This is a genomic window from Kitasatospora sp. NPDC097691 (assembly GCF_040302665.1).
Taxonomy (GTDB): domain Bacteria; phylum Actinomycetota; class Actinomycetes; order Streptomycetales; family Streptomycetaceae; genus Kitasatospora.
This window is the reverse complement of sequence record NZ_JBEORY010000091.1, coordinates 1-24,121: the sequence shown is the minus strand read 5'-3', so window position 1 is coordinate 24,121 and position 24,121 is coordinate 1. Positions and strand designations below refer to the sequence as shown.

At 73.5% G+C, this 24,121-nt stretch carries 21 protein-coding genes; 16 read left to right on the top strand and 5 right to left on the bottom strand.

Annotation, left to right across the window (positions count from 1 at the left end; translation table 11 throughout):
• Positions 1–811, top strand: an 811-nt coding sequence (locus ABTY56_RS37050; RefSeq protein WP_350634104.1) for an alpha/beta hydrolase, incomplete at its 5' end; no start/stop codon positions are given.
• Complete coding sequence (locus ABTY56_RS37045; protein WP_350634103.1) at positions 808–3,387, top strand: phosphatidylglycerol lysyltransferase domain-containing protein; 2,580 nt, start codon at positions 808–810, stop codon at positions 3,385–3,387. The genes ABTY56_RS37050 and ABTY56_RS37045, both read left to right, overlap by 4 nt.
• A 109-nt stretch (positions 3,388–3,496) precedes the next feature.
• Here the strand turns inward: ABTY56_RS37045 and ABTY56_RS37040 are convergent, their stop codons facing one another.
• Positions 3,497–3,922, bottom strand: a complete 426-nt coding sequence (locus ABTY56_RS37040; protein ID WP_350634102.1) for an SsgA family sporulation/cell division regulator — start codon at positions 3,920–3,922, stop codon at positions 3,497–3,499.
• Positions 3,923–4,230: 308 nt separating this feature from the next.
• Here ABTY56_RS37040 and ABTY56_RS37035 point away from each other — a divergent pair, with 308 nt between their 5' ends.
• The 3 genes from ABTY56_RS37035 to ABTY56_RS37025 all read left to right on the top strand — a co-directional run bounded on the left by ABTY56_RS37035 (position 4,231) and on the right by ABTY56_RS37025 (position 7,962).
• Complete coding sequence (locus tag ABTY56_RS37035; protein WP_350634106.1) at positions 4,231–6,063, top strand: DEAD/DEAH box helicase; 1,833 nt, start codon at positions 4,231–4,233, stop codon at positions 6,061–6,063.
• Positions 6,064–6,467: 404 nt separating this feature from the next.
• Positions 6,468–7,118, top strand: coding sequence for an IclR family transcriptional regulator (locus ABTY56_RS37030; protein WP_350634101.1), 651 nt, complete (start codon positions 6,468–6,470; stop codon positions 7,116–7,118).
• Positions 7,119–7,155: 37 nt separating this feature from the next.
• Complete coding sequence (locus tag ABTY56_RS37025; RefSeq protein ID WP_350634100.1) at positions 7,156–7,962, top strand: S16 family serine protease; 807 nt, start codon at positions 7,156–7,158, stop codon at positions 7,960–7,962.
• 64 nt (positions 7,963–8,026) lie between these two features.
• Here the strand turns inward: ABTY56_RS37025 and ABTY56_RS37020 are convergent, their stop codons facing one another.
• A complete protein-coding gene (locus tag ABTY56_RS37020) occupies positions 8,027–8,578 on the bottom strand; it encodes an Lrp/AsnC family transcriptional regulator (RefSeq protein WP_350634099.1) in 552 nt (183 codons plus the stop codon).
• Between the two features lie 202 nt (positions 8,579–8,780).
• Between ABTY56_RS37020 and ABTY56_RS37015 the strand changes: the two genes are divergently transcribed.
• Positions 8,781–9,323, top strand: coding sequence for a VOC family protein (locus ABTY56_RS37015; RefSeq protein WP_350634098.1), 543 nt, complete (start codon positions 8,781–8,783; stop codon positions 9,321–9,323).
• Between the two features lie 40 nt (positions 9,324–9,363).
• Here ABTY56_RS37015 and ABTY56_RS37010 read toward each other — a convergent pair whose 3' ends face one another.
• Entirely contained in the window at positions 9,364–9,903 is a 540-nt protein-coding gene (locus tag ABTY56_RS37010; protein ID WP_350634097.1) for a hypothetical protein, read from the bottom strand.
• Positions 9,904–10,036: 133 nt separating this feature from the next.
• Between ABTY56_RS37010 and ABTY56_RS37005 the strand changes: the two genes are divergently transcribed.
• The 4 genes from ABTY56_RS37005 (at position 10,037) to ABTY56_RS36990 (ending at position 15,750) form a co-directional block, all read left to right on the top strand.
• A complete protein-coding gene (locus ABTY56_RS37005; protein WP_350634096.1) occupies positions 10,037–10,741 on the top strand; it encodes a response regulator transcription factor in 705 nt (234 codons plus the stop codon).
• A gap of 17 nt (positions 10,742–10,758) precedes the next feature.
• On the top strand, positions 10,759–12,174 hold the full coding sequence (locus ABTY56_RS37000) for a sensor histidine kinase (RefSeq protein ID WP_350634105.1): 1,416 nt from the start codon (positions 10,759–10,761) through the stop codon (positions 12,172–12,174).
• Positions 12,175–12,525: 351 nt separating this feature from the next.
• Positions 12,526–14,106, top strand: a complete 1,581-nt coding sequence (locus ABTY56_RS36995) for a glycoside hydrolase family 18 protein (protein ID WP_350634095.1) — start codon at positions 12,526–12,528, stop codon at positions 14,104–14,106.
• A gap of 243 nt (positions 14,107–14,349) precedes the next feature.
• A complete protein-coding gene (locus ABTY56_RS36990) occupies positions 14,350–15,750 on the top strand; it encodes a glycosyltransferase 87 family protein (RefSeq protein WP_350634094.1) in 1,401 nt (466 codons plus the stop codon).
• 65 nt (positions 15,751–15,815) lie between these two features.
• Here the strand turns inward: ABTY56_RS36990 and ABTY56_RS36985 are convergent, their stop codons facing one another.
• Positions 15,816–16,232: an SsgA family sporulation/cell division regulator gene (locus ABTY56_RS36985; RefSeq protein ID WP_350634093.1), complete on the bottom strand. Its 417-nt coding sequence runs from the start codon at positions 16,230–16,232 to the stop codon at positions 15,816–15,818.
• A 567-nt stretch (positions 16,233–16,799) separates the two neighbouring features.
• Here ABTY56_RS36985 and ABTY56_RS36980 point away from each other — a divergent pair.
• A complete protein-coding gene (locus ABTY56_RS36980; RefSeq protein WP_350634092.1) occupies positions 16,800–18,398 on the top strand; it encodes an RDD family protein in 1,599 nt (532 codons plus the stop codon).
• 101 nt (positions 18,399–18,499) lie between these two features.
• Positions 18,500–19,252 carry an RDD family protein gene (locus ABTY56_RS36975; protein WP_350634091.1) on the top strand — a complete coding sequence of 251 codons (753 nt, stop codon included), beginning with the start codon at positions 18,500–18,502 and terminating at the stop codon, positions 19,250–19,252.
• Positions 19,253–19,288: 36 nt separating this feature from the next.
• On the opposite strand, the gene ABTY56_RS36970 is transcribed toward ABTY56_RS36975, so the two are convergent.
• Positions 19,289–19,561 carry a hypothetical protein gene (locus ABTY56_RS36970; protein WP_350634090.1) on the bottom strand — a complete coding sequence of 91 codons (273 nt, stop codon included), beginning with the start codon at positions 19,559–19,561 and terminating at the stop codon, positions 19,289–19,291.
• A gap of 245 nt (positions 19,562–19,806) precedes the next feature.
• Between ABTY56_RS36970 and ABTY56_RS36965 the strand changes: the two genes are divergently transcribed.
• The 4 genes from ABTY56_RS36965 to mycP all read left to right on the top strand — a co-directional run bounded on the left by ABTY56_RS36965 (position 19,807) and on the right by mycP (position 23,917).
• The gene (locus ABTY56_RS36965) at positions 19,807–20,508 is read left to right on the top strand and encodes an endonuclease V (protein ID WP_350634089.1); all 702 of its coding nucleotides are present in this window, start codon (positions 19,807–19,809) and stop codon (positions 20,506–20,508) included.
• 96 nt (positions 20,509–20,604) lie between these two features.
• On the top strand, positions 20,605–21,057 hold the full coding sequence (locus ABTY56_RS36960) for a DUF2563 family protein (RefSeq protein ID WP_350634088.1): 453 nt from the start codon (positions 20,605–20,607) through the stop codon (positions 21,055–21,057).
• A gap of 38 nt (positions 21,058–21,095) precedes the next feature.
• Positions 21,096–22,538 carry a WXG100 family type VII secretion target gene (locus tag ABTY56_RS36955; RefSeq protein WP_350634087.1) on the top strand — a complete coding sequence of 481 codons (1,443 nt, stop codon included), beginning with the start codon at positions 21,096–21,098 and terminating at the stop codon, positions 22,536–22,538.
• 86 nt (positions 22,539–22,624) lie between these two features.
• The gene (mycP, locus tag ABTY56_RS36950; protein ID WP_350634086.1) at positions 22,625–23,917 is read left to right on the top strand and encodes a type VII secretion-associated serine protease mycosin; all 1,293 of its coding nucleotides are present in this window, start codon (positions 22,625–22,627) and stop codon (positions 23,915–23,917) included.
• Positions 23,918–24,121 lie beyond the last annotated feature (204 nt).

Here is a 24,121-nt window from a genome sequence, read left to right as displayed (position 1 = left end):
GCAACCCCCGGCGGACCTGCCCGCGAAGGGCACCGTCTCGGTGGTGCCGATCCCCGGCCTCCGGTCGGGCTTCAAGGCCCGCGACGCGTACGTCTACCTCCCGCCCGCCTACCAGGCCAACCCCCGGCCGCTGCTGCCGGTGGTCGTGATGCTCACCGGCCAGCCCGGCCAGCCGGGGGACTGGGTGCTCTCCGGGCAGATCAACGAGGTGCTGGACGCGTTCGCCGCCAAGCACGGCGGGCTCGCGCCGATCGTGGTGATGCCCGACCACAACGGATCCACCTGGGGCAACTCGCTCTGCATGGACTCGAAGATCGCCAAGACGCAGACGTACCTGGCGTCGGACGTCCCCTACTGGATCCACCAGAACCTGCAGACCGCCACCGGTCGGCAGTCCTGGGCGATCGGCGGCGCCTCGATGGGCGGCACCTGCGCGCTCCAGCTCGGGGTCAACGCGCCCGACGTGTACGGCACCGTCCTGGACATGTCCGGGCAGGAGGAGCCAACCCTCGGCACCCGGGACCAGACCGTCAAGGCCGCGTTCGGCGGGGACGGCAAGAGGTTCGACGCGGTCGACCCGGTGCAGGTGATGGCCCGCAGGAAGTTCACGGACACCAACGTCGCCCTCCTCGTCGGCGCGACCGACGAAGAGTTCAAGCCGCAGATGGAGAAGATCTACCGCGCTGTTCAGGGGGCCGGGATGAAGTCGAAGTTCGAACTGATGCCGGGCGGCCACGGTTGGGTCGTCTTCCGCCCCGGCATCGTCCAGCAGATCCCGTGGCTCGCCCAGCAGACCGGTCTGACCCGGTGAACGGGGCGGGAACCGCGGTCGTCGCCGTCGGCGAACGCGAGCAGAAGTCCGAGCGGGTCGTCGCGCAGCGCGGCTCCGAACGGGGCACGGACCGCGCGCCGGTCACCCGGACCCCGGAGCCGCGCCCGCAGCGGGTCCGGCGGGCGGCCCGCGCGCTCGGCACCCGGCTGCGCGCCGCGCCGCTGACGCTCACCCTGCTGGCCGGGCTGTGGCTGGTCGGCGCGGCCACCGGCAGCCTGCGCCACGGACCGTCCGAGCGGCTGCTGGACCGGGCCGGGGTCGGCCTGCCCACGCTCGCCGAGGGCCACTGGTGGTCACCGGTCACCTCGATGCCCTGGTGCTCGGGCCTCGGCTCGTACGTGTTCACCAGCCTGCTGCTGCTCCTGGTCGGCCCGGCCGCCGAGCACCGGCTCGGCCGGCTGCGCACCCTCGCGGTGCTGGTCGGCGGGCAGGTCGTCGGCACCCTGCTGGGCGCCGGGCTGGTCGCCTTCGGCTCCTCGGCGGGCGAGCAGTGGACGGCCTCGGTGGCCGACCAGATCTCGGTCGGCCCCGCGGTCGGACTGTTCGCCCTGGCCGGCGTGCTCGGGTACCGGCTCACCGTGCTCTGGCGCCGCCGGCTGCACCTGCTGGTGCTGCTCGTCCCGCTGGTCATGACGCTGTACGTGGGCCACCTGCAGAGCGTCCAGCGGTGCGCCGCCGCGCTGGTCGGGCTCGGCGCGGGCGCGCTGCTCAGCCACGGCCGCCCGTACCTGCGCTCGCACCGCTCCTCGCACTCCGAGACCCGGGTGCTGGTCGCGCTCTGCCTGGTCGCCGCCGCCTTCGGGCCGCTGATCGCCTCGCTGTACGACAACGCCAGCGGCCCGTTCAACACCTTCTCCGAGCTGTACTTCTCGCACCGGCTCGGCCCGGACGAGGTCGCCGACCTCTGCGCGCTCTCGGCGCACGACTGCGCCCGCGCGCACGCCGTCGTCCGGATCTTCGACACCCCCGGTCGGTTGATGGCCGCGCTGTTCCCGGCCCTGCTGCTGGTGCTCGCCGAGGGGCTGCGCCGGGGGCTGCGGTTCGCCTGGCTGGTCACCATCGCCACCGAGCTGCTCTGGGCGGCGCTGCTGGGCTGGCTGTACCTGGACGCCGGGCCGGTCAGCCGGGACGTGGTGCAGTACTTCGTCGAGGCGATGCTGCTGCCGTTGCTGACCACCGGTCTGCTGCTGGCCACCCGCAAGCGGTTCCGGCTGCGGCTGTCCGGCCCGTCGGTGCGCCGGCTCGCCCTGGTGCTCGGTGGCGCCGCGCTGGTCTCCTCGACCGCGTACGTCGGCCTCGGACGGCTGGTGGCCGACCAGTTCGAGCCCGGGGCGAACGTCCGCCGGCTGCTGCACGGGCTGCCGGCGCAGTTCCTGCCGCCCGCGTACAACGACCTGACGCCGGACTACCCGATCGCGGTCGGCCCGGTGGCGCGCTTCCTGGAGACGTACTGCGGGCTGGCGTTCTGGGTGGTGGCGCTGGCCGCGCTGCTGTCGGCCTTCCGCCGGCCGGTGCTGCACACCGACGCGGCGGCGGCCGCCCGGGCCAGGGCGCTGCTCACCGAGCACGGCGGCGGGACGCTGTCGTTCATCACCACCTGGGACGGCAACCACTACTGGTTCGACGAGCAGGGCCGGGCGGGCGTCGCCTACCGGGTGGTCGGCACCGTCGCGCTGACCACCGGCGACCCGTTCGGTGCGCCGGAGGACCGGGCCCGGGCGGTGGCGGGCTTCGCCCGCTTCTGCGACGCGCGCGGCTGGACGCCCTGCTTCTACAGCGTCTGCGGGCAGACCAGGGACGCCGCCGCGCAGCTCGGCTGGCGCTCGGTGCAGGTCGCCGAGGACACCGTGGTCGCGCTGCCCGAGCTGGCCTTCACCGGCCGCAAGTGGCAGGACATCCGCACCGCCCTCAACAAGGCCGGCAAGCAGGGCATCAGCGCGGAGTGGTGGGCGTACCACGAGGCGCCGCTCGCGCTGCGGGACCAGATCCGGGCGATCTCCGAGGAGTGGGTCTCCGAGAAGGGCCTGCCGGAGATGGGCTTCACGCTCGGCGGGCTGGAGGAACTGGACGACCCGGACGTCCGGGTGCTGATCGCGGTGGACGAGCAGCGGGTCGTGCACGGCCTGACCAGCTGGATGCCGGTGTACGAGGACGGCGTGCCGGTCGGCTGGACGCTGGACTTCATGCGCCGGCGTTCGGACGGCTTCCGCGGCGTCAACGAGTTCCTGATCGCCTCGGCCGCGCTCGGCTTCAAGGAGGAGGGCGCCCGCTTCCTGTCGCTGTCGGGCGCGCCGCTGGCCCGCACCGGGCAGGACGAGGAGCCCACCGGGCTGCAGCGGATGCTGGACTGGATGGGCAAGGTGCTGGAGCCGGTGTACGGCTTCCGCTCGCTGCTCGCGTTCAAGGCGAAGTTCCAGCCGGAGTACCGGCCGATGTACATGGCGTACCCCGACCCGGCCGCGCTGCCCGGCATCACCCGGGCGATCGGCAAGGCGTACCTGCCGCACCTGACGGCCGCGCAGGGCGTCCGGCTGATGCGCAAGCTGTCGGGCTGAGGGCGGGGCGGGGCGGGCCGCTCGTGCCGCCCGGGACGGCCGCCGCGCCGACCGGGTGGCCGCGCGGCGACCATGTCTGCCGTGGCCGCCGTGCCGACCGGGCCGCCGCTCAGCCGAGCAGCTGGGCGAGGGCCCGGTCGGCGTCCAGGTGCAGGTGCTCGTCGCCCTCGGGGACGAGCAACCGGCTGCGCCACAGGAAGCGGCGCAGGTCGGCGGTGTCGAACCGGAGCTGCGCGGTGCCCTCCGGGGCCCGCAGCTCGACGGTGGTGCGCCGGGCGGGCGCCGGCCGGACGAGGACGTCGCCGACGCCGGCCGGCAGCTCGATGCCGGCCGAGAGCAGCTGACGCGCGAAGACCCAGACGATGTCCTCGCCGCCCTCGCCCTCCGCGTCGTCGTCGAGCGAGAACTCGGCGGGGAAGGTCATCCGGACGGCCAGCGGGTCCTCGGGCAGGTAGGACAGGACGACCCGCAGCCGGACGGAGCGGTGGGGGGAGAGGATCAGGCGGGCCTGGACGGTCTCTTCGACGGTGCGCACGGGCGGTCCCTTCGGTTCGGTGCGGGCCGCGCCAGGGCAGGGGTGGTCGCTGCGGCCTCACCCCGGTGAGAGTCGTGCCGACCGCTGTGATTACCCGGTTCCGCGAGCGATCCGGAGTGATCCGCGTCACATCGATTTCCGGCCGTGCGGGCCCGCCGCGGAGGCCCGCCTGGAGGCCCGAACGGCGCCGGGCCGGTAGGCTGGGCGGGTTGTCCGATCGCCGCCCGACCGCGGGGCGGGGCCGCAAAACCGCCCCTGACCTGCGATGATCCCCCTCGGAGACCGTGAGTACTGCCGCCGCCTCCTCGATGCCGCTGTTCTCCGACACCCCGGAGACCCAGGCGCCCGCCCGGTCCGTCGGCCACGCCGCGCCCGCCGGCTCGCACCACCTCTCCCCGGCCTTCCCCGGCCGCGCCCCCTGGGGCACCGCGGGCAAGCTGCGGGCCTGGCAGCAGGGTGCGCTGGACAAGTACATCGAGACGCAGCCGCGCGACTTCCTCGCGGTCGCCACCCCGGGCGCAGGGAAGACCACCTTTGCCCTCACCCTGGCCTCGTACCTGCTGCACAACCACCTGGTGCAGCAGGTGACCGTGATCGCGCCGACCGAGCACCTGAAGAAGCAGTGGGCCGAGGCCGCCGCCCGGATAGGCATCAAGCTGGACCCGGGGTACTCCTCCGGGCCGCTGTCCCGGGAGTACCACGGCATCGCGATCACCTATGCGGGCGTCGGGGTCAACCCGATGCTGCACCGCAACCGGACCGAGGCCCGCAAGACCCTCGTGATCATGGACGAGATCCACCACGCCGGTGACTCGAAGTCCTGGGGTGAGGCCTGCTTCGAGGCCTTCGAGCCGGCCGCCCGCCGACTGGCGCTGACCGGTACGCCGTTCCGCTCGGACACCAACCCGATCCCGTTCGTCCAGTACGAGGCGGGCAGCGACGGCATCCGCAAGTCCGTGGCCGACTACACCTACGGCTATGGCAACGCGCTCGCCGACCACGTCGTCCGCCCGGTGATCTTCCTCAGCTACAGCGGCAACATGCGCTGGCGCACCAAGGCCGGCGACGAGCTGGAGGCCCGGCTCGGCGAGCCGATGACCAAGGACCTGATCGCCCAGGCCTGGCGCACCGCGCTGTCCCCGCAGGGCGAGTGGATCCCGGCCGTGCTGCAGGCCGCCGACCGGCGGCTGAGCGAGGTCCGCAAGGCGATCCCGGACGCCGGCGGGCTGGTGATCGCCACCGACCAGACCGTGGCCCGCTCGTACGCCAAGATGCTGCGCGAGATCAGCGGCGAGAAGGTCACCCTGGTGCTCTCCGACGAGGCCGAGGCGTCCAAGCGGATCTCCGACTACTCGGCCGGGACCTCCCGCTGGATGGTCGCGGTCCGCATGGTGTCCGAGGGCGTCGACGTGCCCCGGCTGGCCGTCGGGGTGTACGCGACCTCGATCTCCACCCCGCTGTTCTTCGCCCAGGCCGTCGGCCGCTTCGTGCGCGCCCGCAAGCGCGGCGAGACCGCCTCGGTGTTCCTGCCGACCATCCCGATGCTGCTGAGCTTCGCCAACGAGATGGAGGTCCAGCGCGACCACGTGCTGGACCGGCCGAAGAAGGAGGGCGACGGCCTCTTCGACGAGGAGGACCGCCTGCTCGCCGAGGCCGAGCGGGCCAACGACGGGCCGGACGGCGCGGGCGGCGAGGAGTTCTCCTACGAGGCGCTGGGCTCCGACGCGGTCTTCGACCGGGTGCTGTACAACGCCATGGAGTTCGGCATGCAGGCCCACCCGGGGAGCGAGGAGGAGGAGGACTACCTCGGCATCCCGGGCCTGCTGGAGCCGGACCAGGTGCAGATGCTGCTGCAGAAGCGCCAGCACCGCCAGATCCAGCGCTCCAAGGCCAAGCCGGCCGAGGAGGCCGACCTGCTGGAGCTGCCCGCCGAGGAGCGGCCGGTCGTCACCCACCAGGAGCTGCGGGAGCTGCGCAAGGAGCTGAACGCGCTGGTGGCCGCCTGGCACCACCGCACCAGCCAGCCGCACGGCACCATCCACAACGAGCTGCGCCGCCAGTGCGGCGGGCCGCTCACCGCGCAGGCCACCGCCAACCAGCTCAAGGCGCGGATCGCCCGGATCCGGGAGTGGGCGAAGTAACGGTCCGGCGGGCGATCCCGCGCCGCCCTCCCTCGCCCTGCCTTCCCCCGCCCTGCCCGACTCCGGGCAGGGCGCTGCGGCCCGTGGTGTCCGGACATCGGACCGGGGTCGAACCCGTGCGCTGATGCGCCCGGCGATTTGGGGGCTTTCGTCCGGAATTCGCAGCGGTGTTGAAGTCGATCACGCCCGAATTTTGGACAACCACTTCCGCCGCGACATTTACTTCACTACCTTTCCCCCACGCTCTTCCGTCGGGCAACCCCCCGCGGGACGGCGCCGCAGGGCCGTACGGGCGTCAAGGAGGACGTCTCGCACGGCCCGAGCGCGGCCACCCCCACCTGCGCGACACCGACCTTGGACCGGCGCCGCACGCCCCGCGAGCGCCGCGGAAAGGATTGCCCGTCGTGACAGCCGAGACCTCCCAGACCCTGGACCGCGGCGTCCGGGTCCTCAAGCTCCTCGCCGACTCCGAGCGGGGGCTGACCGTCACCGAACTGGCCGCCCGGCTGGCCGTCAACCGCACCGTCGTCTACCGGCTGCTGGCCACCCTGGAGCAGCACGGCCTCGTCCGCCGGGACATCGGCGGCCGCGCCCGGGTGGGCCTGGGCGTGCTGCGGCTCGCGCACCGGGTGCACCCGCTGCTGCGCGAGGCCGCGCTGCCCGCCCTGCGCAGCCTCGCCGAGGACCTCGGCGCCACCGCCCACCTCACCCTGGTGGACGGCAGCGAGGCGCTGGCCGTCGCCGTGGTCGAGCCGAGCTGGACCGACTTCCACGTCGCCTACCGGACCGGCCTGCGCCACCCGCTCACCGAGAGCGCGGCCGGGCGGGCGATCCTGGAGGCACGCACCTTCCCCAGCCAGCGGCGGCCCGAACAGGGCTTCGTCATCACCCGTGCGGAGGAGCAGTCCGGGGCGTGCGGGGCGGCCGCCGCGCTGCTCGGGCTGAGCGGCATCGAGGGCAGCGTCGGCGTGGTGATGCTCAACGGCATGGTGCCCGAGCGGGTCGGCCCCCGGGTGGTGGAGGCGGCGACCGAGGTCGCCGACGCCCTGAGGTAGCGCCCGCGCGGGGCGTCGGGTGTGTTTGGATTCCCCTGTGTCCGACACCAAGCTCTCCAAGGCCCTCACCTCCCCGCGCACCCGCGCGCTCGCGCTGTGCGGGGCGCTGGTCGCCGCGCTGTTCGGCGTGGCCGCCTTCGTCCCGCTGCCGTACACCATCACCTGGCCGGGCCTGACCGCGGACACCCTGGGCACCTACCAGGACAAGCCGGTGCTCACCATCACCGGGGCCCCGCTGCGCACCACCGAGGGCCAGCTGCGGATGGTCACCATCACGGCGACCAACCCGGACCAGCGCAACACCTTCCTGCGGTCGATGCAGTCCTGGTTCGACCCCGAGGAGGCGGTCCGCCCGACCGAGACCGTGTACCCGCAGGGCAACCCGGCCAAGGCCGAGGAGGTCACCGCCCAGCAGATGGCCGAGTCGCAGGACAGCGCCACCGCGGCCGCGCTGAGCTACCTCAAACTGTCGCCGGACCAGGTGAAGGTCAAGGTCGACCTGGGCGACATCGGCGGCCCGAGCGCCGGCCAGATGCTGGCGCTGGGCATCGTCGACAAGCTCGCCGGCGACGGCAAGGGCGGCGACCTCACCGGCGGGCTCAACGTCGCGGGCACCGGCACCATCGACAAGGACGGCACGGTCGGCCCGGTGGGCGGTGTCCCGCTGAAGACGCAGGCGGCCGCCCGGGACGGCGCGACGGTGTTCCTGCTGCCCCGGGACGAGTGCACGGACGCCAAGGTGAACACGCCGAAGTCGCTGCGGCTGGTGCCGGTCGGCACGCTCGACGAGGCGGTCTCGGCGCTGAACGCGCTCAAGAGCGGCGGCAGCGTCCCGTCCTGCTGATCCGGGGGCGCGTCGGGCGTGCCGGGCGCGTCGGTCCGGTCCGGCGCGTGCTCCGCTCCGCGGACTACTCGGCGGCGGCCTGGTCGACCAGGGGCAGGATCCGGTACGGCACCGGGTTCTCCAGCACGATCGCGGTGGACGAGCGGACGATCCCGTCGAAGCCGACCACCCGGTCGATCACCCGCTGCAGATCGGCGTTGGAACGGGCCACGATCCGCACCATCATGTCCCCGATCCCGGTGATGGTGTGCAGCTCCAGCACCTCCGGCACGCTCGCCAGGTGGGCCCGCACGTCCGTGCCCTGGCCCTGGGAGATCTCCAGGGTCGCGAAGGCCGTCACCGGGTAGCCGATCGCCGCCGGGTCCACCTCAGGGCCGAAGCCGCCGATCACCCCCTTGGCCTGGAGCCGGTCCAGACGCGCCTGCACGGTGCCCCGGGCGACCTGCAGCCGGCGCGAGCACTCCAGCACCCCGATCCGGGGCTCCTCGGCGAGCAGCCGGATCAGCCGCCCGTCCAGGGCGTCGATGGTGTCGTTCGTGCTGCCCACGATGGAACTACCGTGCGGGGCGGCGGGGTTGGGCGAGTCGGGGGAGCTCGGGGAGTGGGTGGGGGGCATCGCGGCACCGTCCTCCGGTGGGCATTCTGTACAGCTGCGCGGCCGATTCTCCCGCCCCGGGGCACAGCTTGACCAGGAGGAAACGGAACAGTTGCGCGCAGGTCGGCTCGGCGCCACCCTCCAGCCACCACCCCCTGCCCCGGGCCCCCCACCCCGGCGCCGGGACCCCAGCGTGGTCCGTACGCCTACCGGGAGGGCCGTCATGACCGACACCGCCGCCGAACCCGTCCTGCTCCGGGCAGGCGTCACACCGGACGCGGGCGAACCGGGGCCGCTGCCGGCGGGCCGCGCCGACGCGGTGGTCTTCGCGGTCGGCGACGCCGAGCGGGCGGCCCGTCGCTACTGCGCCGCGCTCGGGCTGCGGTGCACCGCGTACGCCGGGCCGGAGACCGGCGAGCCGGAGACCGCCTCGTACGTGCTCGCCGCGCCGGGGACGCGGATCGTGCTGACCTCGCTGGTGCAGGCGATCGGCCCGCGGGGCCGGGAGCTGGCCGCGTACCTGGAGCGGTACGGGGACGGGGTGCTGGACGTCGCGGTGAGCGTGCCGGACGTCTACTACGCCTACGACTACGCGGTCGACCGCGGCGCGCTGTCGCTGGCCGAGCCGTACGAGACGCGGGACGCGTACGGCGCGGTGGTGCTGGCCACCATCGGGGTGCCCGGCGGGACCAGTCACACCCTGGTCGACCGGGCCGGGTACGCGGGGCCGTACCTGCCGGGGTTCGTGCCGTACGACGGGTTCTGACGGAGCGGTGCCGGGCGGGGAGACCCCCGGGCGCGGCCCGTCAGCGGACGGCCGTCTCCACGATCGGCGGGTGCCCGTTCCAGTAGACGAAGACCGAGTTGGCCTGGTCGTCCTTGGTGAAGTCGATCCGCATCCACTGGGGGCCGTTCCACACCTGCATCTGCCAGCCCGGGTCCGGGGTGGCGGAGACCAGCGAGGCCCGGTCGGGCTGCAGGTCCAGCGCGACCTTGCCGCCCGGGATCGGGTAGCTCTTGACCGTGGACGTCGCCGTGGGCGTCGGCGTGGGCCGCCGGGTGGGCGGGGCGGTCGCCGCGGGGGTCGTGCCGTGCGTCGCGGTGGCGGGCGGGGACGTCGGCTGGGTCGGCGTCGGGGCCGCGGACTGCTCGGCCGAGGACGGTTGTCCGGGCGTGGCGGTGGGGGAGTACGGCGTTCCGTCGGCCTTCGCCGAGGGCAGCGGCAGCGCCGCGGGCTGCTCGAACGCGGCGCCGGTCAGCACCGCGTGCACGCCGAGCCAGGACAGCGCCACCGCCGCCCCGGTGGCCGCCGCCCAGGCGCCGAGCTGTACCAGTCCGTTCCGCATCGTGCGCACATCCTGCCGTACTTCCGGCCTGCCGAGACCGGCACCCCCGCCATTCCCCGGGGCAGTTCCACCATGTCCGGACCGGGCCCCGCGGTACAGACCACTGCCCCCCGATGGCGTACCGTGCAGGCCCATGGCAACAGTGCTCGTGGTCGAGGACGACCCCTTCGTACGTTCCGCCCTCATCCGCCATCTGACCGACACCGGTCACGCGGTCCGCAGTGTGGGCACCGCGCTGGAGGCGCTGCGGGAGGTGGCCCAGGTCGGCTGCGACCTGGTGATCCTCGACCTCGGCCTGCCGGACCTGGACGGCAGCGAGGCGCTCAAGATGATCCGGGGCCTGACCAACGTGCCGGTGATCATCTCCACCGCCCGGGACGACGAGGCCGAGATCGTCCGGCTGCTCAACGACGGTGCCGACGACTACCTGGTGAAACCTTTCTCCGGAGAGCACCTCAGCGCCCGGATGGCCGCCGTGCTGCGCCGACTCGGCAGCGGCGCCGCGCCCGTCGCCCAGGTGCTGCGGGTCGGCGGACTGGCCATCGACCTCCAGCGGCGCGAAGCATCCCTGGACGGCCGGCTGCTCGACCTGACCCGCCGTGAATTCGACCTGCTGGCCTTCCTGGCCGCCCGGCCCGGCGTGGTCGTGCCGCGCAAGGAGATCCTCGCCGAGGTCTGGCAACAGACCTACGGCGGCGACCAGACCATCGACGTCCACCTCTCCTGGCTGCGCCGCAAGCTCGGCGAGACCGCCTCCAACCCCCGCTACCTGCACACCGTCCGGGGCGTAGGGGTGCGGCTGGAAGCCGCCGGGGGCCATGCGGGGCACCGGACATGAGGAGGTTCGGGCACTCGCTGCGCTGGGCCCTGATCAAGGCCGCCGTGGCGGGCACCACCATGGTCGCGCTGGCCTTCCTCATCCCGCTCGGCCTGATGGTCCAGCAGACCGCCCGGGACCGGGCGTTCACCGCCGCGGAGCGGCAGGCGGCGGCGCTCGGGCCGGCCCTGGCGATCACCACCGAGCAGGACGCCGTCACCCGAGCCCTGGCCAGTACGGACGCGGGCGGGCAGGGGCGGATGGCGGTCCACCTGCCCGCCGCGGGCCGGCCCGAAGCCCCCGGGACGGGCGGGCCCGGCGGACCGACGCTGGGGGAGGGCCGGGCCGCCGACGGCGACGTGGCCACCGCCGGCGGGCAGGGCCGCTCCTTCACCGTGCAGGTGCCCGGCGGCTACGCCCTGCTCCAACCGGTCGCGGTGGACACCGGGCGGACGGCCGTGGTCGAGGTGTTCGTGGCCGAGAGCGACCTCACCCGGGGCGTCTCCACCGCCTGGCTGGTGCTCTCCGCCGTCGCACTCGGCCTGGTCGCCATCTCGGTGCTGGTCGCCGACCGGATGGGCAACCGGATCGTCGCCTCCGCCCGGCGGCTCGCCCGCGCCGCCCGCTCACTGGGCGCCGGCAACCTGGCGGTCCGGGTCCCGGTGACGGGCAAGCAGGTCGACGGCAGCCCCGAGGAACTGCGCGAAGCCGCCCACGCGTTCAACACCATGGCCGACCGGGTGGTCCAACTCCTCGCCGCCGAAAGGGAACTGGCCGCCGACCTGTCCCACCGGCTGCGCACCCCGCTGACCGTGCTGCGACTCAACGCCGCCTCGCTCGGCGACGGCGACGCGGCCCACGCCACCCGGCACGCGGTCGCCCAACTGGAGCGCGAGGTCGACCAGATCATCCGCTCGGCCCGCCGCGCACCCGAGGACGCGCCCGCCGTCGCGGTCGGCTGCGACGCCGCCGAGGTGATCCGCGAGCGGGTCGCCTTCTGGTCGGCACTGGCCGAGGACGAGGGGCGTCGCTGGCAACTGGCCGGCGCCGAGCGGGCGGCACCCGTACCCGTCCAGCGCGGCGACCTGGCGGCCGCCGTCGACGCGCTGCTCGGCAACGTCTTCCGGCACACCGCCATCGGCACCGCCTTCTCGGTGGACGTGCTGGCCACCGACTCCTCGGTGATCGTGCTGGTCGGCGACGCCGGCCCCGGGTACAGCGACCCGGCCGCCGCCCTCAAACGCGGCGAGGGCCACGGCGGGGAGGGCTCGACCGGCCTCGGCCTGGACATCGTCCGCAAGCTCGCCGAGACCACCGGCGGGGACCTCGCGCTCGGCCGCTCCGCCGTCCTCGGCGGCGCCGAGACCAGGCTGCGGGTGCGCACCCGGCCGCAGGAGGCGTCGCCCGCGCGGACCGGACGGCGGCGGAGCCGGGGAGCGCTCTTCCAGCGGTGACGGTTTCCGGTGACGCCGCCGGCGGCGGTTCCGTGGTGACGGTTTCCGGTGGTTCCGGCTGCGGTGGTTTCGTGGTGACGGTTTCCGGTGGTTCCGGCTGCGGCGGTTTCGTGGTGACGGGGCGGGTGGTTCCGGTGGTTCCTGTGGTGACGGCGGGTCAGCGACGGGGTCTTCCTTAACTGCGGCCTAAGGGAGTTCTACCCCTCGCTCAGCAAGCCGTTCCGGCCCCCGGCCCGCCGCTAGCGTCGGTCGCGCCGGTCACCCGACCGAGCCGGGCCGGCCGCCCGACGTCCGCAGGCACCCCGCGCCCGGACGGCGGCCGACCGAAGGCACCCGCGGAGGTAACGCGCCATGACCACCCAGCCCACCCGCCGCTCCGGCCGTCGCAGGCGCAGCCGCAAGGGCGCGATCGCCGGGGCCGCCGCGGTCGCCGCCGCCCTGGTCGCAGGCGGGACGGTCGTCCTGGCCTCCTCGGCCAGCGCCGCCTCGCTCGGCGCCGTCTACAGCCGCACCAGTACCTGGGACGCCGGCTACACCGGCCAGTACCTGGTCACCAACCCGGAGAGCAGCCCGATCGAGGACTGGACGCTCAGCTTCGACCTGCCGGCCGGCGCGAAGATCGACTCGCTGTGGAACGCCACCTTCACCACCCAGGGGCAGCACGTCACCGTGAAGCCGGAGTCCTGGAGCAAGCGGCTGGAGCCCGGCAAGAGCGTGGTGGTCGGCTTCGTCGCGCAGGGCACCGGCGCGGCACAGGCCGAACCGGGGAACTGCCTGATCAACAACGCTTCCTGCAAGGCGGGCGGCGGGACGCCGCCCACCCCCTCCGGGCGTCCGACCGCCACCGCCACGGCCACGGCCTCCCCGAGCGCCTCCCCGACCGCCACGGCGAGTGCCACCCCCACCGCCAAGCCCAGCCCCACCGCCACGGCGAAGCCGACCACCCCGGCGCCGACCCCCACCCCGACCGTCACCCCCACGGCGACCGGTGTGCCCGTTCCCCCGGTCGGCGCCGGGGCCGGCTTCGCCCCGTACGTGGACACCTCGCTCTACCCGCCGTACGACCTCGTCGCCACCGCCAAGGCGAGCGGCGTGAAGAACTTCAACCTCGCCTTCGTGGTGTCCGGCGGAGGCTGCGTGCCCAAGTGGGGCGGCGTCAGCGACCTGTCCGCCGACGCGGTGGCCGCCCAGATCGGCGCGCTGCGGGCGATCGGCGGCGACGTCCGGATCTCCTTCGGCGGCGCCAACGGCAGCGAACTGGCCCTGGCCTGCTCCTCCACCGCAGACCTCACGGCCGCGTACCAGAAGGTCGTGGACGCGTACGGCGCCACCAGGCTGGACTTCGACGTCGAGGGCGGCGCGATCGCCAACGCCGCCGCCAACACCCGGCGCGCCCAAGCCGTCGCCCAGCTGCAGAAGAACGCCGCCGCCAAGGGCAAGACCCTCGACGTCTCCTTCACCCTGCCCGCGCTGCCCTCCGGCCTGACCCAGGAGGGCGTCAACCTGGTCGCCGACGCCAAGGCCAACGGCGTCGCGATCGGCGCCGTCAACATCATGGCCATGGACTTCGGCGACGGCGTCGCCCCCAACCCGCAGGGCCAGATGGGCAAGTACGCGATCGCCGCGGCCACCGCCACCCAGGCCCAGGTCAAGAGCGTGCTGGGGTTGGACGACGCGGCCGCCTGGCGCAAGGTCGCGGTCACCCCGATGATCGGCGTCAACGACGTGGCCAGCGAGGTCTTCACCGTGGCCGACGCCAAGCAGCTCGCCGACTTCGCCAAGACCAAGCACCTCGCCTGGCTGGCCATGTGGTCCGGCACCCGGGACAAGGCCTGCGACGGCGGTGCCAAGGGCTACGCCGACGCCACCTGCAGCAGCATCGTCCAGCAGCCGCTCGACTTCAGCCGGGCCATGGGGGCGTACACGGGCTGACGCCCGCCGGGCTCTCCCCTGCCCTCCCGGGCCTTCCCGGCCCCGGTTCCCCGTAGCCCGTTGCGGCCCGTTGCGGCCGTTGCGGCCCCTCCTGGCCCCGGCCGTCCGTGCGCTGTGCTCCCTCCCGAGCCACTGCGCGGCCGGTCGGGGCCGTTGTCACGTTCCGTAGTCGAACGTGTCCCGTGCCGTGCGGGTGGCATCCGGTATCGTCGCTGGTTGGCCGAGCGGTGGACGGAGTGAACAGTGACAGCGGTGCAAGACGAGCGCAGCCCGGTACGGACCGCGCCCGACCCCTCGCCCGTCCCGCTGTCGGACCGGCTTCGCCGGGCGACCGGCGCTCCCGTCCGGGCCCTGCGCGAGGCCCCCCGCCGTCCGCTGCTGGCCGCCTCCGCGCTGGCACTGCTGTCCCTGGTCGTGTACGCCGTGGTGCGCCACTTCGTCCACACCTCGATGGTGGACATGATCGTCTACCGGGCGGAGGGCGCCGCCGTCGCCGACGGCGCCGACCTGTACGGGCTGCGCGTCACCGAGTGGAACCTGCCCGCGACGTACCCCCCGTTCGCGGCGATGCTGTTCGTCCCGACCACCTGGTTCCCGGTCCCCCTCCTGCGGATCGTGATCACTCTCGGCAACCTCGGGCTGCTCGCCCTGCTGACCCACCTGTCGTTCAAGCTGGTCGGCTGGCCGCGCCGCGAGCTGCGGCCGATCGGCGTGATCCTGGTGACCGGCCTCGGGGTCTGGCTGGAGCCCGTCTTCACCACGCTCCGCTACGGCCAGATCAACCTCGCGCTCGCCTGCCTGATCCTCTGGGACCTCACCCGCCCGGACGGGCGCCGCAGCAAGGGCGTGGCGATCGGCATCGCCGCCGGCATCAAGCTCACCCCCGGCCTGTTCGCCGTCTACCTGCTGATCACCGGCCGGATCCGGGCCGCCTTCGTCGCGGGCCTCACCTTCCTCGGCACCTTCCTGCTCGGCGCCCTCGTCCTGCCCGACGCCACCTGGGGCTTCTGGACCAAGTACCTCTACGACTCCTCCCGGGTCGGCAAGACCTGGATCGTCGACAACCAGTCGCTGCGCGGCGCCTTCGCCCGCCTGCTGCACAGTGCCGACCCCGGCACCGTCGCCACCCTCGGGGCCGGCCTGGTCGCGGTGGCCGGTCTCGCCGTCGCCGCCTGGGCCGCCCGCAGCGGCCGCTGGCTGCCCCGGGCCGAGGCCTGGGGCGTCTGCTGCGCGGCCGTCACGGCCGTGCTGATCTCCCCGATCAGCTGGACCCACCACTGGGTCTGGTGCGTGCCGCTGCTCGTCCTGCTCGCCGCCGAGGCCTCCGTCGAGCACGCCCGCCCGGCCGGCGTCCGCCGACTGCGCTGGCGGGCGGTCTTCTGGGCCACGCTGGTCGCGTTCCTCTCCTTCGCGATGTGGGCGGCGAAGCCGGTCGGCACGGCCGTCCTCCACATGTCACCGTGGCGCCAGCTGCCGACCTCGGTCTACCCCTGGGTCGGACTCTGCTTCCTGCTCGCCGCCGCGATCCGGATAAGGGCACGGCGGCGCTCCGCCGGCGCGCCGGCGGTCCGGCTGCCCGGACAGCGCGACGTCGACGGCCCGGACGCCGCCCGCGGTCGTCAGCAGGCCCCCGCGGCCCGCTGAGCCGACGGGGGCGCCGCTCCTGCTTCCCCGCTCCGGTGCGTAGCGCTGCACGCTGCGGCGCACGCCTAGGCGAGCAGCTCGGCGAGCGAGCCGTCCAGGTCCAGCGCGGCCAGCTCGCTGCCCGGCGGCACCAGCCGGTGCGCCCGCTCCAGCCAGGCCGCGACGGCCGGCAGCGGCGCCTCCAGCAGCGCGTCGCCGGCGGGCGAGCTCAGCGCCAGGCAGAGCACGCTGCGCCGGCCCGACCGCGTCGGCCAGATCCGCACGTCGCCCTGGCCACACGGGCGGAAGGTGCCCTCGACCAGCAGCTCGCGGGCGAACACCCAGGTCACCGGGGAGCCGGTGTCCAGGTGGAAGGTGATGTAGACCGCGTACGGGTCGTGGCTGCCGTAGGACAGCCGGGCCGGGACGGGGACGCTGTGCTCCGGCGAGAGCACCAGGTTGAGCTCCAGCTCGTGCTCCACGACGCTGACGGGGCGTTCCATGATCGTCTTCCTCTCTGTCTGCGGGGTGTGCCCGGTTCCGGGCCCTGTGACCTTTGAGAGGGCGGTCCGCACCGGCTCTTACACACGTTTCCGGGATTTCTTCGGGAAGTTCGGCGGGGGGTGGTGAAGGGGCGGTTGCGCGGCGTGCGAGCGCTCGCCACGCGCCTGGTTCCTTATCGTGAGCGGCCCATCGCTGTCCGGGGATTCGCGAACTTCCCGTCAGGGCTCCGGCGAGGTACTACCCTTTGTGACTGCCTGGCGACTGTCCGCCCATCGGTGGCGCCCCCACGCGCGCCGAGCGCCGGGCGCGCCGGGTTGTGCGCGCGGGCGGACGCGGCGCACGTCGACTCACGGCTCCACCCGGCTTCGTCGGACCCATCGGCTCGGCGGGACGTGTCGGACTCGCCGGTTCCACTGGTTTGTCGGTTCCACTGGCTCCACCGGTTTCCACTGGCTCCACCGGCTTCGCCGGTCCCGGGCAGCCCTCATCCGGCTCTCCCGTGGACCTCGTCGCCCTCCACCGTCCTTCCTTGCCCTCGTCAGGACCTGCCAGGAAAGAAGACCCCCATGACGGACCGCTCCTTCGCCGACGGAGGCGACCTGGCCGTCGCACCCCAGCCGGGCTACTACCCCGACCCCTCCATCCCCGGCTTCGTCCGGTACTGGGGCGGCTCGGCCTGGGTGCCCGGTACCAGCCGGCCCGCGCCCGCCGAGGGCGAGCTGCTGGAGCCGCCCCGGTACGCGGCCCGGCGGCCCGCCCCGGGCGGACCGCCGGCGCGGCCGGTGCCGCCACCGGTGGTTCCGGCGGCCGCCGTGCCGGCGCCTGCGCCGACGCCGGTGCCGGAGCGGCGGCCGCCTGCGGGTGGCGGCGATACCGGGCCGGTGTACTTCGACCAGACCTCGGGCGGGGCGTCCTTCGTGATCGGGTCGCGGGTGGCGGAGGTGATCGGCGGGCCGGTGTTCCGGACGGTCGGGCCGTCGTCGCCGGCGGTGGGTGCGGGGGCCTCCGCGGTGTCGGACGTGTCGTCCGGCGAGGGGGGCCCGGCGGGTGTGGCGGGCCCGGCCGGGGGCTTCGAGGGGTCGGCGGCGGATACGACGTCCGGGCCGGGATCGGGGCCGGGGTCGTCGTCGGGGTCGTTGCCGGGGGCCGAGGCGGCCCCGGGGGAGTCGGGATGGCAGGCCGATCCGCGGGCGCAGCGAGGGCTGATGGAGACGGGCGGTGCGGCGCGCTGGGTCTCCTGGGGGGTGCTTCCGGGGGCGCCCGAGGAGGAGGGGCGCGCGGAGCCGGAGTGCGCTGCGGTTGCCGTGGAGCCGGCTGCCGCCGTCGCACCCGCCAGGGCGGTGGCCGTGCGGGAGGCCCCGGCCCCGTCCGTCGGCGTCCTGCCGGTGGAAGTCCCGCTCGTCGACGTCCCACCCGTCGAGGCCTCGGGCGCGCTGCCGGTGGTGGCGGAAGCGGAGGTCGGGGATGCGGCGGTCGAGGGGGCGGGCCCTGCTGCGTCCGCCGTGTCCGCCACGTCTGCTGTGTCCGCCGCGTCCGCTGTGTCCGCTGTGTCCGCTGTGTCCGCTGCGTCTGCGAGGACCGGCGCACCCGCCTCCGTCGCCCCCACCGCTCCGCTGCCCGCCGTACGGCCTGCCCGGAAGGCTGCCGCCCGTCGCCGCTCCGCCGTCCCCGCCGCGGTGCCGGCCGGGCTGGGGCGCCGGCTGGCGGCCCGGGCAGTGGACACCGTCGTGTTGCTGGTGGTCGCCGTCGCCGCCGGCATCCCGCTCGGGAGCTCGGTCTCCGACCACCTCCGGCTGAAGCTCGATCAGGCTCGGATGGCCAGTGCCCTCACCCGCCGTCAGGTCCAGGTCTGGCTGGTGGACGACGTGGTGCTGGGCAAGATCGCCGTGCTGATCGGCATCCTGCTCCTCGCCGGCCTGCTCTACGAGGTGCTGCCGATCGCCCGCACCGGCCAGACCTTCGGAAAGCGGCTGGCCCGGATCCGCGTCGTGGACGCCGCAGCCCCCGCCCGCACCCGGCTGAGCCTCGGCCGGTCGCTGCTCCGGTGGGCCGTGCGGCAGGTGGGTGTGGTGCTGCTGCTCGGCCTGGTCTGGCCGGTGTTCGACCGCCCGGCGAGGCGCGGCTGGCAGGACCGCGCGGCCCGGACCCGGGTGGTGCGGGCCTGAGACGGCGGGCCCCGCGGCCCCCTCGGCCCTTTCCGTGGCGGCGGCAGCAAAACGGGCGAAATATCCCGAACCTTGAGAATGTGTGATGTTCTACTCGGGGCATGAGCACCCACGACCCCTCAGGCTCCCAGCCGGAGGGGGGCGGCAAGCCCTCCTTCGACAAGCAGTCCCCGCAGCCGGGCGGCGGCGCGCCGGAAGGCGAGCCGTCGGGCCCGACCCCGTCCGAAGAGCCGCCGGAAGGCCCGCCCGGCGGTGCGCCCGGCGGCCCCGGCGCCTACCAGGGCACCTACGGCGGGACCGCGCAGGGCGGGCCGGCCCACGGCCGGAACCCGTACGACCGCGATCCGTACGACCAGCCCCCGCCCGGCTACGGCACCGGCTACGGTCCCGGCGCGTACGGGACCCCCGGCGCCGGACCCGTCCCCGGCATGCCGCCGCTCGGCACCTGGCCCAAACGGATCCTCGCCCGGCTGATCGACTACCTCCTCGTGCAGGCCGTCGCCCTGATCGTGGTGGGCCCCTTCGTCGACCTCGGCGAGCGCAACGGCTCGGCCGAGGCCTTCTGGCTCGCCTGCCTCATCTACCTCGTCTACGACGCCCTGATGCTCAGCCGGGACGGCCAGACCCTCGGCAAGAAGGCGACCAAGGTCCGCGTCGCCATGCTCATCGACGGCAACATCCCCACCCAGTCCGCCGCCTGGACCCGCTCGGCGGTCTTCATCCTCCCGGCCCTGCTCTGCTGCGCCGTACTCTGGTGGGTCATCGACGGGCTCTTCGGCGTCTTCGACAAGCCGTACCGGCAGTGCATCCACGACAAGGCCGCGAAGACCGTGGTGGTCACCACGGAAGTCTGAGCGGCGGCGCGGAACGCTCCTGCGCCCGGCGGCGGATCAGCGCTGCCGGGCGTACGCGCGCTCGGGGGCTGTCGGGGTGGCCGGGGTGGCCGGGGCGGCCGTCGGGTCGGCCGGGGTGGCGGTGGTGGTGGCGGCCGCCGAGCCGGACAGCGACAGCACCGTCACCGCGGTGCCGAGCACCAGCGCGAAGACCACCACCACCGCGACCGCCAGGACGCCCGAGGCGCTCGAAACGGCCAGCAGCGCCACCGTGGCGGCGACGACGGTGAACGAGCCGAGGCAGGCCTGGGCAGTGGAGGGACGCGGCATGGCGGGGGTCCTTCGCACGTCGGGGGAAACGGGCGGGAATGGTGCCGGTTCCAGGAGTCCTACCCGGCAAGGCAGTTCGATACGTCCAGGCTAGTCCCCCCGTCCGGGGGCACAGGGGGCGCACGGGCTCACCCCGGGGTCGTCCGCCCCGGTCTGTACGGTGAACCGCAGCGCGTCGACGACACGCACCACCACGAACCACTGCGCCCACCGCGCAGCGTCACCACTCTCCGGGGGAACCGACCGTGCCCGTGCCCGCCGACTGGCCCACCACCGAGGCCGCAGCACTCGCCGAACAGCAGCGGCTGCGCCCGCTCGTCCGGGCCCACGACGACGAGGACGCCCCCGGCGACCTGATCGCCGGCGTGGACGTCGCCTACGACGACGACCGCGACCTCGTCGTCGCAGCGGCCGTCCTGCTCGACCGGGACACCCTGGACGTCGTCGAACAGGCCACCGCCGTCGGCCGGATCGCCTTCCCCTACCTCCCCGGACTCCTCGCCTTCCGCGAACTCCCCGCCGTGCTCGACGCCCTGGCCGCCCTCACCCGCACCCCCGACACCGTCGTCTGCGACGGCTACGGCCTCGCCCACCCCCGCCGCCTCGGCCTCGCCAGCCACCTCGGCGTCCTCACCGGCCTGCGCACCCTCGGCGTCGCCAAGACCCCCTTCACCTTCGACCACCACGAACCCGACGCGCCCCGCGGCTCCTGGACCCCGCTCACCGACCCCGCCACCGGCGAAGAAGTCGGCCGCGCCGTCCGCACCCGGCCCGGCGTCAAACCCGTCTTCGTCTCCGTCGGCCACCGGATCGGCCTCGACACCGCCGTCCGCACCACCCTCGACCTCGCCCGCCGCTACCGCCTCCCCGAGACCACCCGGCACGCCGACTCCCTGTGCCGCCGCGCCCTCGCCGAAGCCCTGCGCGACGGGACGACCGCGAACTGACCAAGCCCGGGGCAGGATTCGGGCCCGTGTGTTAGACATGAGGCACCGGGGCCCGGCCCCGACCGCCAAGGACGGACGCACGGGGGAGGCGCCGAAATGGGATCAGGCACGGGTACCGGCTCGACCGGCGGGGCCGGCCAGGGCTACCGCGTCGAGATCGAACAACTCCGCACCTTCGCCGGCCAAGTACGGCTGCTGCTCGCCGACTTCCAGAAGCACGCCGACGGCACCGACACCCACGGGCGCAGCGGCGTCGGCAAGAACGCCTTCGGCGAGTTCGCCGAAGCCACCGAGATCCACGGCCGCTACAGCGCCATGCGGGACGCGCTGCGCGACGTCCTCAACCAGCTCCAGGAAGCCGTGAACGAGGCCCAGCTGAACGCCGACCTCACGGCCACCAACTACGAGGAACACGACCAGCACACCGCGAAGACGCTCAAGCCCAAGCTCAACGGTGACGGCTGGTCCGTCGCACAGCCCTCCGCCACCAGCCAGGCCGCGTACGAGAAGAACCTCGCCCCGTCCAACCGCGGCAACGCCACCATCTAGCCGCCGCCCGCCCGGACCAGATCGGAGGCGAACCGCCCGTGGTCTACACCGACTTCACCAAGTACAGCCACGCCCAACTCCGCACCATCGCGCAGGCCCTCGACCCCGGCGCGGTCATGGCCGCCGGCGACCCCTGGCGCACCGCCGCCGACACCCTCAAGCAGATCCGCCTCACCCTCACCAAGGCCAGCACCGAAGCCGCCACCACCTGGGAAGGCACCACCAGCGACGCCTTCCACACCCGCATGCTCAACCTGGCCGCGAGCATCAACAACGCCGCCGCCTACGCCAACGACGCGGCCAACATCCTCCACAACGTCTCCGAGGCCATGGCCAAGGCCAAGCGCGAGATGCCCGAGGAACCCGGCAACTGGGACACGGTCAAGGACACCGTCGGCGACGGCCTCGCCTCCGTCTTCGGCGGTGGCGACGACGAACACATCCCCATCGCCGACCGCAAGAAGACCGAAGCGGCCACCATCATGCAGACCCTCGCCATGCACTACCGCATCGCGACCCCGGCGCTGAAGGCTCCGCCGCCCTACGACCCGAAGAAGCCGCCGACGCCGAAGGATGACCGTGCGGACGGACCGCAGGACGATCCGATCGGAGCTGCGGCGACGGCCGCCGCGATGATGTCTGGCACGTCGATTGGCGCGGCGGGGGCATCGACAAGGGGGACGAGCGTTCCGCCGCCGCAGCGTTCGAGGAACTCCCAACCTCCGGCGCAGGCACGCTCCGCATCGAGGAGTAGTTCTGTTCCGACGGACTCGGGGGTCAAGGGCGGTACGGCGCAGGCTCCGGCGAAGTCGTCGGGCTCCCCGGGTCGTGGCCCGGGCGAGGGGATCTCCGGCAGGCCGGTGCCCGTTCCGAGCGGGAGCGTGCCGAGCCCTGTGCTCGCTGGGACACAGCCCTCCGGACTGGACACTGCCCAAGCCGGGAAGCCTGCCAGCCCGCCGTTCGGGGATGGTGGCGGGCATGAGACCGTCCGACCTGCGGCACCCAACCCGGCGCCCTCGCCGCTCGGGCCGGTTGTCGGCCCGGGCAAGGTCGGCCCCGGCGACAGGGGGATGTCCGTTGGTGTGACGCCGGTGGGGGGCTCCGCGCCGCGCAACGGGCGGGTCGGCGGTGGCGGTGAGGTCAATGCGGGTGCCGGAGGCCGTGGATTGCCCGGAGGCAAGCAGACGACGGGGTCTCCGGTACGGCCGATCGGGGCTGCTGGGGAGACGGCGAAACCGGGAGCGGGGGCACCGGGCAAGCAGGCCTTCACGGAGGGCGGATCCGGGTTGGGAGCGCGGAACCGGGTCAGGAGCGAGTCGGGTGTCGCGAGCTCGAACGGCATGTCGCCGGGTGTTCCGCTGAGCGGGGCGCAAGGACGCAGGAAGGATCGGGAGAAGGACGGCAAGCGGCCGGACTACCTCGTCGAGGACGAGGAGACCTGGGCGTCGGACGAGCCGACCAACCCGAACGTGGTGGAATGAGGCCGGTCCGTGGACGGACGGGTGATCTGATCGCATCCCGCAGGCTGGTGATCTGCGGGATGCCTCGCTGAGTGAGGTGACCAGGTTTGACGAGCCGCCGGGTGGCGCGTGGTGCGGCGGCTCTGGCCGCCGCCGTACTGATGGTGGGTCTCTCCGTACCTCCGGCATCGGCCGATCAGATCAGGGACCAGCAATGGGCTCTGAAGACGTTCGAGGCTGACGCGAAGGTCTGGCCGGTCAGCCAAGGCGACGGCGTGGTCGTAGGCGTGATTGACACCGGGGTGAGCCAGGACCAGCCGGATCTGACTGGGCAGGTACTTCCAGGAGCTGACTTCTCCGGCGGCAACTCGGACGGCCGCGTGGATACCGACGGCCATGGTACTGGGATGGCCAGCCTGATCGCGGGGCACGGACATGGGTCCCAGGCGGGGGTTATGGGCCTGGCCCCGAAGGCGAAGATTCTTCCGGTGAAGGTGATAACCGGTGGCGGATTCGATCCTGAGCCGACTCTCGATCCCCAGCAGAACGATTTCGCGGAGGCGATTCGCTTTGCAACGGATCACGGCGCGAAGGTCGTCAATATTTCCCTGGGGGGGAATTATCGGTTCGATTCGAAGTTGCGGAAGGCTGTCAATTACGCGGTGTCGAAGGACGTCGTCCTTGTGGCCAGTACCGGCAACAGTGGATCTGGCCTCGGCGCAGAGTATCCTGCCGCATTCCCCGGAGTTGTCGCCGTGGGGGCTGTGGACTCCAACGGAGCAGTCTGGGACCGCTCCACGTCGGGGGTCGAGACGACACTCACCGCACCTGGCGTGGGAATCTATCGTTCCGCGCTGACGTCGCCGACGGGTTATGAGCGTCGGAGTGGCACCTCGGACTCCACTGCGTATGTCGCTGCGACTGCGGCACTCATTCGGTCCAAGTACCCGAACCTGTCCGCCGGCCAAGTGATCAATCGGATGATCAAGTCGGCCACGCCGCCGGCCGGCGGGTCTGCGGTGCCGAACAACCAGTACGGCTACGGGCTCGTTTCACCGGCCAAGGCCCTGGAAGCCAATCCGGCCGTGGACAACGGTCCTCGGGACAACCCCCTGGTAGGACGTAAGGAATCGCGAGGTACGCCTCCCCCGATGGACGAGGCAACGGACGAGCCCTCCGTGAATGTCATGGTCCCTGAAGGCGACGGTGGCAGCAACAGCAGCGGAATCGGCTTTGGCATTGGGGTGACGATCGGCCTGGCGGTGTGGGCTGTGCTTATCGGTGGTGCGGTGTTCGTGGTCGTACTCGTCGTCCGCGCGCGGCGGCGGCGGAGGCGGGCGGCGGCTGGGGGGTCCCAGCCGCCCTACCAGCAGCCGCCGTACGGCGGGACGTATCAGTGAGTGCTCAGCCGTTCCTCCCGTAGGGCGTCCCTGTAGCGGCCGTCGCGGGTGATGTGCGCCGCGCCTTCGGGACCGTCCGCCTGTACCGCACTTTCGTCGGGGTGGCCCGGGTGGTCATTCGGCGACGGCGATCTGCTGCCGGTGGTGCGCGGGGGCGGTGAGTTCGTCGACGACGGCGACGGCGAGGTCGGCTTGGGCGATGCG